This is a genomic window from Streptomyces sp. CT34, assembly GCF_000805335.1.
In the GTDB taxonomy this organism is placed as follows: Bacteria; Actinomycetota; Actinomycetes; order Streptomycetales; family Streptomycetaceae; genus Streptomyces.
In genome coordinates this window covers 6,234,426-6,247,457 of record NZ_KN708638.1, presented here as the reverse complement: position 1 = coordinate 6,247,457, position 13,032 = coordinate 6,234,426, and the positions used below count along the sequence as shown (strand labels likewise).

The 13,032-nt window shown below is 72.2% G+C and carries 7 protein-coding genes; 1 reads left to right on the top strand and 6 read right to left on the bottom strand.

All coding sequences use genetic code 11. The features are described from left to right. Nucleotides 1–241 precede the first annotated feature (241 nt). The 4 genes from RZ84_RS27265 to RZ84_RS27250 form a co-directional block, all read right to left on the bottom strand. Nucleotides 242–1,756, bottom strand: coding sequence for an amino acid permease (locus RZ84_RS27265; protein ID WP_043266638.1), 1,515 nt, complete (start codon nucleotides 1,754–1,756; stop codon nucleotides 242–244). A 420-nt stretch (nucleotides 1,757–2,176) separates the two neighbouring features. Beyond that, nucleotides 2,177–3,181, bottom strand: coding sequence for an ornithine carbamoyltransferase (gene argF / locus RZ84_RS27260; protein ID WP_043266636.1), 1,005 nt, complete (start codon nucleotides 3,179–3,181; stop codon nucleotides 2,177–2,179). A 178-nt stretch (nucleotides 3,182–3,359) separates the two neighbouring features. After that, nucleotides 3,360–4,595: an arginine deiminase gene (locus tag RZ84_RS27255; protein ID WP_043266634.1), complete on the bottom strand. Its 1,236-nt coding sequence runs from the start codon at nucleotides 4,593–4,595 to the stop codon at nucleotides 3,360–3,362. A gap of 634 nt (nucleotides 4,596–5,229) precedes the next feature. Continuing rightward, nucleotides 5,230–6,795, bottom strand: coding sequence for an MFS transporter (locus RZ84_RS27250; protein WP_241777870.1), 1,566 nt, complete (start codon nucleotides 6,793–6,795; stop codon nucleotides 5,230–5,232). 291 nt (nucleotides 6,796–7,086) lie between these two features. Between RZ84_RS27250 and RZ84_RS27245 the strand changes: the two genes are divergently transcribed. Next, complete coding sequence (locus tag RZ84_RS27245) at nucleotides 7,087–8,049, top strand: GlxA family transcriptional regulator (protein ID WP_043266632.1); 963 nt, start codon at nucleotides 7,087–7,089, stop codon at nucleotides 8,047–8,049. A 337-nt stretch (nucleotides 8,050–8,386) separates the two neighbouring features. Here RZ84_RS27245 and RZ84_RS27240 read toward each other — a convergent pair whose 3' ends face one another. Together RZ84_RS27240 and RZ84_RS27235 are read right to left on the bottom strand one after the other, a co-directional pair. Next, nucleotides 8,387–11,272 (bottom strand): polynucleotide kinase-phosphatase, encoded by a 2,886-nt coding sequence (locus tag RZ84_RS27240; RefSeq protein WP_078894230.1) that lies wholly within the window; start codon nucleotides 11,270–11,272, stop codon nucleotides 8,387–8,389. Beyond that, the gene (locus RZ84_RS27235; RefSeq protein ID WP_078894228.1) at nucleotides 11,269–12,915 is read right to left on the bottom strand and encodes a 3' terminal RNA ribose 2'-O-methyltransferase Hen1; all 1,647 of its coding nucleotides are present in this window, start codon (nucleotides 12,913–12,915) and stop codon (nucleotides 11,269–11,271) included. Before RZ84_RS27235 ends, RZ84_RS27240 begins: the two co-directional genes overlap by 4 nt. Nucleotides 12,916–13,032 lie beyond the last annotated feature (117 nt).

Below are 13,032 nucleotides of genomic sequence, written 5' to 3'. Positions count from 1 at the left end.
GCGCCGCGGGCCGCGGCTGGTCCGGGGCCCGAGCTCCGCCGCCGGCTGCCGGCCGACCGCGCACGGCAAGGCCGTGTGCAGGGCTCCGGGCGGGGTGGCGTCCGTGGTTCGCCCTCCCCCGCTGCGGGCGCCGCGGCTGCCGCAGCCCTGACCCACCACCCCCGGCTCGCGTCGCCCCGGCTCCGTACCGGGTCGGCGCCGCGAGGGTACCGCGGGGCCACTCCCCGGGCTTCCGGTCCGGCTACTCCGAGACGGCCCCGACCCGGTCCCGGATCGCTCCCCCGGTCCCGCTCTCGGTCCCGCCGGCGCCCGGCGTCGCATCCGCTTCCCCGCCCGGCTCCCGGCTCCCGCTCCCGAGGCGGGAGTGGCGGCGCCCGTACAGCGCGTAGACCAGCGCGCCGACGGCCAGGAACACGGCGAACTGCAACCAGGTCGCCGGGCCGGTGCCGTAGATCAGGTAGCCGCAGAAGGCGATGCCGAGGACCGGGCTGAGCGGGAAGAGCGGGACGCGGAAGCGGCGCGGCAGGTCGGGCCGGGTGCGGCGCAGGACCAGCACGCTGACATTGACCACGGCCATGATCGCCAGGGTCCCGATGGTGGTCAGGTTCATCACCACGTCGAGCGGGACGACCGCGGCGGGGACCGCGAAGACGGCGGCGACGATCCAGGTGTTGGCCACGGGGGTGGAGGTCCGCGGCGAGATCCGTTCGAAGATCCGCGGGATCAGGCCGTCCCGGGACATCGACATCAGGATGCGGGTCTGCCCGTACATCACGGCGAGGACGACGGAGGCGATGGCGACCACCGCACCGAAGGCGATCACCCCGCCGCCGAGGGTGGAGTGGGTGACGCGGTTGACGATCAGCGACAGCGCGGCCGGCTGCCCGGCGACCTTCCCGGAGGACAGCGCGCCGATGGCGCCGAGCGCGACCAGGCAGTACAGGACGGTGACCACACCGATGCAGATCATGATCGCGACGGGGATGTTGCGCCGCGGGTTGCGGACCTCTTCACCGGCGGTGGTGACGGCGTCGAAGCCGATGTACGAGAAGAACGCGACGGACGCCCCGGAGGTGATCCCGGCGATGCCCTCCGGGGCGAACGGCGCGAGGTTCCCGCTCCGGAAGGCACTGAAGCCGATCACACAGAACAGCGCCAGGACCGCCAGCTTGACCACCGCCATCGCGGCGGTGGCACGGGCGCTCTCCCGGACGCCGCGGACGAGCAGCAGCGCGGCGAGCAGCATCACGACGACGGCGGGGATGTTGACGATGCCGCCGGCACCGGGCGGGCTGGAGAGCGCGGCGGGCAGCTGCCAGCCGGTCAGGCTGCCCAGCAGTTCGTTGAGGTACTGGCCCCAGCCGACCGCGACCGCGGAGACCGAGATGCCGTATTCGAGGAGCAGGCACCAGCCGACGAGGAAGGCGGTGCGCTCGCCGAGGGTGGCGTAGGCGTAGGAGTACGAGCTGCCGGAGACCGGTATGGCGCCGCCCAGTTCCGCGAAGGAGAAGGCGGTGAAGACGCAGGTGATCGCGGCGAGGACGAAGGAGACGATGACGGCGGGGCCGGCCTGCGCGACAGTGTCGGACAGGCCGACGAAGATGCCGGTGCCGACGATGGCACCGATGCCGAAGCAGACGAGCTGGAAGAGGCCCATGCTGCGCCGCAGGCCGTTGCCTTCGAGGTCCGCGCCGGATTCGGCGATGAGGAGGTCGGGGGACTTGATGCGCAGTCCGGACGGGCCTGAGCGGGACATGGGGTGGTTCTCTCTCTGGTGGTGCGGTGCGCGCGGCGGGGGTGGCGCCGGGCGCGGAGCGGGGCCCGGACCGGTGGGTCCGGACCCCGTGAGCGGCTCGATGGTAACCGCTGGAACTGCATGATCGCCCATTTGCCCGTATGGCTATGCATCGATGCGGGGTGCCCTGGGGCGCTGCGGGCTTCCCGCGCGCTCTGGGTCCTGCCGTCAAACTCCCGCCGTCCACCCGAAGGGGCGGGCCGGGCGGCGTCCGGTGCGTGCTCCCGGCGTGCGCCGGGCGACGGCCCGTGTACTTGGAGGAGTACTGAGGTCGTCGCCCGGTGCGGCGAAGAGCCCCGCCCGAGCCGGCGAAGCCGGTTCGAGGGTGGGAACGCGTGCCGGGCATCGGCAGGCAGGCGGGAGTTTGACGACAGGGCCCAGCTAGCGGGCCAGTGTCGCCACCAGCACCGCCTTGATCGTGTGCATCCGGTTCTCCGCCTCGTCGAAGACGACCGAGTGCGCGGACTCGAAGACCTCGTCGGTGACCTCCAGTGACGACAGACCGTGGCGCGCGTGGATCTCCCGGCCGACCGCCGTGCCCAGGTCGTGGTACGCGGGCAGGCAGTGCAGGAACTTCACGTCGGGCCGGCCCGTGGCGCGCAGCACGTCCATCGTGACCGCGTACGGGGCGAGCAGCGCGATCCGCTCGTCCCAGACCTCCTTGGGCTCGCCCATGGAGACCCAGACGTCGGTGGCGACGAAGTCCGCGCCGCGGACGCCCTCGGCGACGTCCTCGGTGAGGGTGACCCGGGCGCCGCTGGCCTCGGCCAGTGACCGCGCCTGCGCGATGACCGCCTCCTCGGGCCACAACCGCTTGGGCGCCACGATCCGCACGTCCATGCCGAGCAGCGCACCGGTGACGAGGTAGGAGTTGCCCATGTTGTTGCGGGCGTCGCCGAGGTAGGCGAAGGCGGTCTCCTCCAGGGGGCGGCCGTTGCCGTGCTCGACCATGGTGAGCACGTCGGCGAGCATCTGGGTGGGGTGCCAGTCGTCGGTCAGCCCGTTGAAGACGGGCACACCGGCGTACGCGGCGAGCTCCTCGACGTCGGACTGGCGGCTGCCGCGGAATTCGATACCGTCGAACATCCGGCCGAGGACACGTGCGGTGTCCTTGACCGACTCCTTGTGCCCGATCTGCGAACCGGACGGGTCCAGGTAGGTGGTCGAGGCGCCCTGGTCCGCGGCGGCGACCTCGAAGGAGCAGCGGGTCCGGGTCGAGGTCTTCTCGAAGATCAGGGCGATGTTGCGGCCCTTCAGGCGGGGGACCTCGGTGCCGGCGCGCTTCGCCGCTTTCAACTCGGCGGCCAGGTCGATCAGTCGGCGGAACTCCTCGGCGCTGAAGTCCAGCTCCTTGAGGAAGTGGCGGCCCGTGAGGTCTATCGCCATGGGTCGGCTCCTGGTTCGCGGCAGTCGGGGACGGTATCGAACTGATACTGGAAGTATATACGATGCGCTGTATCTCTATACGGGACGTCCGGGCTGCCGGGTGAGGCACTCGGCGGGCGCCGTGCCCGGTCACGCCGGATAGATCCGGCCCCGGCCGGATAGGTCCGGCCCCGCCCTCTCACTCCGCCCCCGGTACCGCCTCCCTCGTCACCGGGCAGCTCATACAGCGCGGACCGCCGCGGCCCCTCCCCAGCTCGCTCCCGGGGATGGTGATCACCTCGATGCCGCGCTTGCGCAGGAAGGTGTTCGTGGTGACGTTCCGCTCGTACGCCACCACCACGCCCGGCTCCACCGCCAGCACATTGCATCCGTCGTCCCACTGCTCGCGCTCGGCCGAGTGGACGTCCTGGGTCGCGGTCAGCACCCGGATGTCGGAGAGGCCCAGGGAGGCCGCTATGGCGCGGTGCATGTGCTCCGGCGGATGGTCGGTGACCTTGAGGTCCTGGTCGCCGGAGCCCGGTTCGATGGTGTACGAGCGGAGCATGCCCAGGCCCGCGTACTGGGTGAAGGTGTCCCCGTCGATCATCGTCATGACGGTGTCGAGGTGCATGAACGCCCGCCGCTTGGGCATGTCCAGCGCCACGATCGTGCGCGCCGAACCCGCCGCGAACAGTCCGCGCGCCAGCAGTTCGACGGCCTGCGGGGTGGTCCGCTCGCTCATCCCGATCAGCACCGCGCCGCTGCCCATGACCAGCACATCGCCGCCCTCGATCGTCGAGGGGAAGTCCGCCTGCCCCTCCGACCAGACGTGGAAGTCCTCACCGCGGAACAGCGGATGGTGGCGGTAGATCGCCTCGTAGTGGACGGTCTCGCGCTGCCGGGCGGGCCAGCGCATGGAGTTGATCGACACCCCGTCGTAGATCCAGGCGGAGGTGTCGCGGGTGAAGAGGTGGTTGGGCAGCGGGTCCAGCAGGAAGTCGTCCAGATCCATCACATGGAAGCGGACCGAGGTCGGCTCGAGGTGGTGCTCCAGGAACTCACGCTTGGTCATACCGCCGACCAGCGCCTCCACGAGCTCCGGCACCGGCAGTTCGTCGAACGCCGCCCGCAGATGGTCGGTGGCCAGCGGGCCGTACTCCTTCTCGTCGAAGACCCGGTCCAGGACCAGCGTGCGCGCCTCGGGGATCCGCAGGCTCTCGGCCAGCAGATCTCCGAAGAGGTGCACCTCGACGCCGCGGTCCCGGAGCACATCCGCGAACCCGTCGTGCTCGGCCCGCGCCCGACGCACCCACAGCACGTCGTCGAACAGCAAGGTGTCCTTGTTGGTGGGCGTGAGCCGCTTCAGCTCCAGATCGGGGCGATGCAGGATGACCCGGCGCAGCCGCCCGGCCTCTGAGTCGACATGGAATCCCATCTCCCCATCTTGTCCGCTCCGACCGCCCGGTGTCGGGACTCGGCGCGATGTCGGGGGGATGTCGGGGAGTCGGGGAACGGGAGTCGGGGGAATGTCGGGGTGGACTTCCGGGAGATGTCGGGGTGGACCTCGGGCAGATGTGGGGGGAAATTCCGGGAGATGTGGGGGGGAATCTCCGGGAGATGTGGGGGTGAGCCTGCGGGAGGTCCGGGGCCCGTCCTCCGGGGGCTCCCTGGGGCGAAAATCCGGGAGGTCCCGGGGACGAAGCTCGACGAGCTCAGGGATATACCAGGGACCGGCACGGGGCCCATCGACCCATCCTCGGGAAGGATTTGGCGTGGGGCCGCCTCATCCGGAGCGGGAGCCTCCACGTCCGGATCGCGGGCCTTCATGCCCGGAGCGGGAGCCTCCACTCCCGGACCGCTGGCCTCCATGCCCGGACCGCGAGCCTCCACTCCCGGACCGCCCGCCGCGACGCCCGGACCGTCGGCCTCCGCGTCCCGAGCAGGGCAGGTCGTACCGCCTCCGCACGTCCTCCCCGGCCCACACCTGCCCCACCCGGCCTGCGGCCCACTGCGTATCGCGCACCGCCACCGCCACCGCCCTCACGCAGTCCCCCGCACACCGTCATCGGTCATCGGTCATCGGCCTCACCCGACACCCGCGCACCGCCCCGCCGCAGCGTCAGTGCCGCGGCCACCGCGCCCGCCGAGGTCACCGCCGCGATGATCCAGCCGCCGCGCAACGACCCGAAGTCCGGCTGCTGCCGGCCGCCCGTCACGGCTACCAGTACGGCCACGCCCAGCGCCGTACCGGCCTGCCGCGACACCATCAGGACACCTGATCCGAGGGAGAGTTGACGGCTGGGCAGCAGTCCCGTCGCGGCGAACATCACCGGCTGGTACAGCCCGGTGCCGAACCCGGCGAAGATCAGGCCGGGCAGGAAGTGCGTCGCATAATGCGTGCCCCCGCCGCCCTGTCCGTCGCCGGCCAGCGCCAGCCACCACAGGGTGGCCGCCACGAAGCACAGCGCCCCGATGACGCCCGTCGCCCGTGCCCCGACCGCCCCGACGACACGGCCGGAGAGCGCGGAGACCACCAGCACCGTCAGCGGCCAGGGCGCCAGCGCCAGGCCGGCGGTCCGCACCGAGTAGTGCCACACATCGGTGAACAGCAGGCTCGCACCGAGCATCATCGCCCCGTAGGCCACGAAGTAGCTGAGCAGCCCCAGTGTGGCGGCCGCGAACCCGGGCGTCCGGAAGAGCTCCGGGTGCACCACGGGATCCGCGGCCCGCCGTACGTGGCGCACACCCAGCGCGCCCACTAGTACGCCGGCGGCGAGGACCGCCAGTGTGGCGGGGGAGGTGTAGCCCCACTCGGGAGCCTCGACGCACGCGGTCACCAGCGCACCGACGCACACCAGCACCAGCGCCGTCCCCGGCAGGTCGAGCGCCTGCCGCCCGCCGCGTTCGGAGCGGGGCAGCAGCCGGACGCCCGCGCCCACCGCGAGCAGCACCACCGGGACGTTGATCAGGAAGATCAGCCGCCAGTCGGAGGCGGCGAGCAGTCCGCCGATCACCGGGCCGGAGCTCGCCGCCACCGCGCTGACCGCCGTCCAGGCACCGACCGCCGTCGCGCGTTCCCGGGGCGGGAAGGCGGGCAGCGCGAGGGAGAGGGAGGTGGGGATCAGTACGGCAGCCGCCACGCCCTGCACCACCCGCGCCACGATGAGCAGCGTGAGGGTGGGCGCCATTCCGCAGGCAGCCGACGCCAGGCCGAACAGCACCATGCCGGTCAGGAAGCAGCGCCGCCGGCCGGCCTCGTCGGCGAGCCGCCCGGCCGGCACCAGGAGCGCGGCGAGCACGACGGTGTAGCCGTTGAGCACCCAGGAGAGCGCGGAGGCGGGCGCCGGCGCGAAGTCCCGGCCGATGGCCGGGAACGCGATGGTGACCGCGATCAGATCGAGCACCGCCAGGAACTGCGTGGCGGAGGCGATGGCCAGGATCAGCCACCGGCGCGGATCGGCGGCGCCGCCACCGGCGGCATCCGCGTCGGGCGGGGGCGCGTCGGCGGCGCTGCGGACAGCGTCCGCGTCGGCGTCACGCGGCGGCTCTCCGGCATCACGAGGCGCGGCATCGGCGTTGCGCCGGACGAGCGCGGCGTTGCTCTGGACGCCCGCGGCGGCAGGAGCCGGGCACACGGACGCGGTGCGCGCAGGAGCGGTATGTGCGGGGGAAGTTCGAGCGGAAACGGTACGTGCGGGAACGGTGTGTGCGGAAACTGCACGTGCGGGAACAGTACGCGCGGCGGCGCCAGGAACGGCAGGGTCGCCCGATGCGGCGGCCCCGCCCGAGGGCACACCCGTCCCCCGGCCGCCCGGATAAGGAGTGGTCATGTCGATCAAGCATCCGCTCCGCGCTCCCCGGCCGCGAGTGGCAGCACTGCCACCATGCGCTACATTCCTGCCACGTCTTCTGCCACACTCCCGCTTATGGCCTCCCTCGCGATCGCCGTCACCACCGGCATGCCGTTCCTCGAACTCGCCATCCCCTGCCACATCTTCGGCAACGACCGGATCCAGCCACCCCCGAACTGGTACGACCTGCGGGTGTGCGCGATCGGCCCGGCCGGCGAAACCCCTCTCGCCGGGCCGTGGTTCAGCACCCGGACCCCGTACGGCATCACGGAACTGCTCTCCGCGGACACGGTTCTCGTACCGGCCTCCGCCGATGTGCACGGCGATCCGCCGGACGAACTCGTCGCGGCCCTGCGCACCGCCCACCGCCGCGGCGCACGCGTCGTCTCCCTCTGCTCGGGCGCCTTCACCCTCGCCGCGACCGGCCTGCTGGACGGCCGCACCGCCGCCACCCACTGGATGTACGCGGAGCTGCTCGCCGAGCGCTATCCGGCCGTCAGCGTCGACCCGACGGTCCTCTACGTGGACCACGGCGATGTGCTCACCGGCGCGGGCTCCACCGCCTCCATCGACGTCTGCCTGCACCTGATCCGCGAGGACTACGGCACGGAGGTCGCCAACTCCCTGGCCCGCCAACTGGTCGCGCCCGCGCACCGCCCCGGTGGACAGGCCCAGTACATCGAGACGCCGCTGCCGGAACGCCGCGACGACTCGCTCGCGCCCGTCCTCCACTGGGCCGCGGAACGCCTCCGGCACCCACTCACCGTGGCGGACCTCGCCCGGCACGCCAACACCAGCCCGCGCACCCTCGTCCGCCGCTTCCACGCCGCGACCGGCACCACGCCGATGCAGTGGATCCAGGCCCAACGCATCGCACGGGCCAGGGAGTTGCTGGAGAGCACCGACCTGCCCGTGGACCGGGTCGCGGAGATCGCCGGCCTGGGCACCTCGGCCAACCTCCGCCGCCACTTCGCCCGGGCGATGGGGGTGCCGCCGGTCGACTACCGACGGACGTACCGGGCGGCACGTGCGGCGTGAGCGGCTTCGGCAGCTTGAGCACCGTCCGCAGCTTCGGCGGCGACACCGGCAACACCGGCATCAACGGTGTCAATGGTGTCAGCGGCGCCAGTTGGAGATGAACCGAGCGTGGCTGGGCGCCCCCGGGAAACAGGCGAGGTATCCCGGGGAACGAACGAGACGTCCCGAGGAACGCGCGAAGTACCCCGGGAAACAGCCAATGCCTCCGGGGAACGACCAATGCCTCCGGGGAACGGACGAGGCCCCAAGGGCGGGCGGACATAGCCGACTCGCCGTCGGGCCCGGGAGGTACACGATCCCACCGGGCCCGACGGGCACACCGCCGGCTCCCGTACCCCTACAGCCGCGGATCCACCGGCTCCGACTCCAGCGCGAGCACCGCGAAGACCGCCTCGTGCACCCGCCACAGCGGCTCCCCGGCCGCCAGCCGGTCCAGCGCCTCCAGCCCCAGCGCGTACTCACGCAGGGCCAGCGAGCGCTTGTGGCCGAGATGGCGTATGCGCAGCCGCCGCAGATTCTCCGGGCGGGTGTACTCCGGCCCGTAGATGATCCGCAGGTACTCGCGGCCACGGCACTTGATGCCCGGCTGCACGAGCCGGCCGTCAGCCTGCCGGACCAGTGCCTGCACCGGCTTGACGACCATGCCCTCACCGCCGTCCGCGGTCAGATCCAGCCACCAGGCGACACCGGCCGCGACCGACGCCTCGTCCCCGGTGTCGACGACCAGCCGGCGGGTCGGCGCGAGCAGCCTCGTTCGCTCGCGCCGCGCACCGGCGCCCGCCTCGACGGAACCTCCGGCGATGACCTCGTCCAGAGCCGCGGTGCCGCCCCCGGCCGCCGTACCGTCCCGTGCGACCAGCGTCTCCTCGGCCGCTATCAGCCGGTCGATCAGCGCCAGTTGCTCGGTGTGCGGCAGCCCGGCCAGGCTGCGCCCCCGCGCGGCGAGTATCTGGAACGGCGCCAGCCGGATCCCGGCCGGCACGCCGAGCCCGTCACCGCCCGCCGCCCCTTCGGAACCGGCCGCGTCCGCCGTCGCGCCCACCCGCCAGCAGTAGCGCCGGTACGCCGCCGTGAACGCCGCGGCATCGGCCGCCCGCCCACGCTGCCGCTCCAGCAGCGCCGACACGTCCACACCACGGGACTGCGCCGCCTCCAGCGCGCCGATCGCCCCCGGGAAGACCGCCCCGGACGCCGCGCCGACCGCCGCGTACTGCCCGCGCAGCAGACCGGTCGCCTTCAGGGACCATGGCATCAACTCGGCATCCAACAGCAGCCAGTCCGTGTCCAGTCCGTCCCACAGCCCGGCCTCGGCCACACACGCGCCGACCCGCCGCAGGATCCGCTCGGATATCGCCGCGTCGTCGAAGAACGGCCGTCCCGTACGGGTGTACACCGCGCCCAGGACGTCCTTGCCCGGCACCCCGAACCGCTCACCGGCCACCGCCTCGTCGCGGCAGACCAGCACCACCGCACGGGACCCCATGTGCTTCTCCTCGCACACCACTTCCCGGACGCCCGCCATGCGGTACTCGGCGAACGCCTCCGCCGGGTGCTCCAGGAAGCCCTCTCCCTGCGCCTCCTCCTCGGACGTCGCACACGGCGCCATCGTCGGCGGGAGATACGGCAGCAGCCGAGGGTCGATCGCGAAGCGGCTCATCCCCTCCAGCGCCGCCGCGGCGTTCTCCTCCTTGACCGCGAGCCGGCCCATGTGGCGGGTCTCCACGGTCCGCCGGCCCGCCACGTCGTTCAGGTCCAGCGGCCGGCCGTCCGCACCGCCGGGCGCCTCCGTGGCGAGCGGCCGGGCCGGCTCGTACCAGACACGCTCCGCCGGTACGTCCACCAGCTCCCGCTCCGGCCAGCGCAGCGCGGTCATCCGGCCGCCGAAGACGCAACCGGTGTCCAGGCAGATGGTGTTGTTGAGCCAGCCGGCCCGCGGTATCGGCGTATGGCCGTAGACCACGGCGGCACGGCCCCGGTAGTCCTCCGCCCACGGATATCGCACCGGCAGGCCGAACTCGTCCGTCTCGCCCGTCGTGTCGCCGTACAGCGCGAACGACCGCACCCGGCCCGACGTCCGGCCGTGGTACTTCTCCGGCAAACCCGCGTGGCACACCACCAATCCACCCCCGTCCAGGACGTAGTGGCCGACCAGTCCCCTGATGAACTCCGCGACCCCGGCGCGGAAACCATCGTCCTCCTTCTCCAACTGCTCGATCGTCTCGGCAAGTCCGTGCGTGTGCTGAACCTTGCGGCCGTTGAGGTAACGACCGAGCTTGTTCTCATGGTTCCCGGACACACACAGAGCGTGACCGGCCGCGACCATGCCCATCACCAGCCGCAGCACACCCGGGCTGTCCGGCCCGCGGTCCACGAGGTCGCCGACGAAGACCGCCGTACGGCCCTCCGGGTGCGCGGCGTCCACCGCCCGGCCCGACGCATCGCACCGCACCTCGTATCCCAGCCGGCCGAGCAGGCTCTCCAGCTCCGAGCGGCAGCCGTGGATATCGCCGACGATGTCGAACGGACCCGTGAGATGGCGCAGATCGTTGTAGCGCCGCTCCCGGACGACCCCGGCGGAGTCGACCTCCCGCTGACCCCGCAGGAGGTGCACCTTCCGAAAGCCCTCGCGTTCCAAATGCCTTAGGGAGCGCCGCAGTTCCCGCTGGTGCCGCTGGATGACCCGGCGCGGCAGCCCGGCCCGGTCGGCGCGCGCCGCGTTCCGCTCGGCGCAGACCTGCTCGGGCACGTCCAGCACGATCGCCACCGGCAGCACGTCGTGCTCGCGCGCCAGCCGCACCAGCTGGGCGCGCGCCTCCGCCTGCACATTGGTGGCGTCCACGACCGTCAGCCGCCCGGCCGCCAGCCGCTTGCCCACGATGAAATGCAGCACCTCGAACGCGTCACCGCTGACGCTCTGGTCGTTCTCGTCGTCACTGACCAGCCCGCGGCAGAAGTCCGACGAGATCACCTCGGTCGGCTTGAAATGCCGCGCGGCGAAGGTCGACTTGCCGGACCCCGTGGCGCCGACCAGCACCACCAGCGACAGATCGGGCACGGGCAGCGCGCGGCCCTGCGTGCCGGTGGCGGGCGAGGACGTCGGCTGCCGGTTGGTCTCCTGCCGGTCCCCGGTCCGCCGCTCGCCCAACCGCCCCTGTTTCTCCTGCTCCTGATCCCGCTCGGGTACTCGCCCCTGCTGCCGCTCCGTACGCTCACCATCCGTCATGCCGCTGCCTCCTTCCCGCTGTCCGCACCACCACGGCCGTCACACCTGCCACCATTGCCCCTGCTGTCCCTCATGCTGCTTTTGTCGCCATCCCCGTCCTCGTCGCCACCACTGCCGGTGCTACCAGTGCTGCCGGTACTGCCGGTACTGCCGGTGCAGGTGCTCCCGCTGCCGCTGCTGTTGCGCCGCGCCGCGGGGGCATCGCTCTCCTCACGGGTGAAGCGCGCGAGCTGAGTGGGCGGCCCCACCTCCGGATCATCCGGCCCCACCGGGCCGAACGCCACCGCGTACCCGTGCCGCGCGGCGACCTCCCCCGCCCACCGGCGGAACTCCTCCCGCGTCCACTCGAACCGGTGGTCCGCATGCCGTACCTGCCCGGCGGGCAGCGACTCCCAGCGCACGTTGTACTCGACGTTCGGCGTGGTCACCACGACCGTCCGCGGCCTGGCGGCCCCGAACACCGCGTACTCCAGCGCCGGCAGCCGCGCCGGATCCACATGCTCGACGACCTCGCTCAGCACCGCGGCGTCATATCCCGTGAGCCGGCCGTCGGTGTACGCCAGCGACCCCTGTACGAGTCTTACGCGCGCCGACCGCCGCTCGGGCACCCGGTCCAGCCGCAGCCGGCGTCGCGCCTCATGGAGCGCCCGCATCGACACATCCACCCCGACGATCTCGGTGAACTGCCCTTCCTTCAACAGCGCACCGATCAACTGCCCCTGCCCGCACCCCAGATCGAGCACCCGCGCGGCGCCGACCGCGCGCAGTTCCCTGAGGATCGTCTCCCGTCGCCGCACGGCCAGCGGCACCGGCTTCTCCTCCGTGTCGGCCTCCTCGTCCACCGCGTTGTCGATCTCCTCGACAGCGGTGTCGTCCGCCTCGGCCAGCCGCTCCAGCTCCAGGCGCGCCATGGCCTCACGGGTCAACGACGAACGCCGCGCCAGATAGCGGCCCACGATCACCCGCTGCTCGGGGTGGTCCTCCAGCCAGCCCTCACCGGCCCGCAACAGCTTGTCGACCTCATCGGCCGCGACCCAGTAGTGCTTGGCGTCGTCCAGCACGGGCAGCAGCACATACAGATGCCGCAGCGCCTCGGCGAGCGCGCACTCCCCGTCCAGGATCAGCCGTACATAGCGCGAGTCGCCCCACTCCGGGAACGTCTCGTCCAACGGCAGCGGCTCGGCCACCACCGACCAGCCCAGCGGCCGGAACAGCTTCTCCACCAGCTCCGCGCCACCCCGGGCGGGCAGCACCGGCACCTCGATACGCAGCGGCATCGCCCGCCCGACCAGCTCCGGCCGCGCCGCGCACTGCCCCTTCATCGCGCTCGCGAAGACCGTCCGCAACGCCACCGCCAGCAACGACGACGCTGCGTACGGCCGGTCGTTCACATACCTGCCCAGCGCCGCGTCCGGGGCACCGCCACGCCCCTTGCCCTGCCCGCGACGGACGAGGGCAACGGGATCGACCTCCAACAGCAGCGCCGCCGTGCACCGTTCCGCCTCCGCCTCGGGATAGAGGACGTGTGCGGTCCCGTGCGACGTCGAGAACTGCTGCGCCTTCCCCGGATGCTTGTGCAGCAGAAACCCGAGGTCAGTGGCGGGGCGGTCGGTGGTACCAGTGGTCGTTATCGTCAGAAACACATGACGAGTATCGGCGGTCGGGATGCCGATGCCCCAGCGATTTTCCCCTCCCCCTCCCCGCCCACCTCCCCTCCCGCCCCCGAGCCGTCGCGCCCCACCACCACCCACGCCCCCACC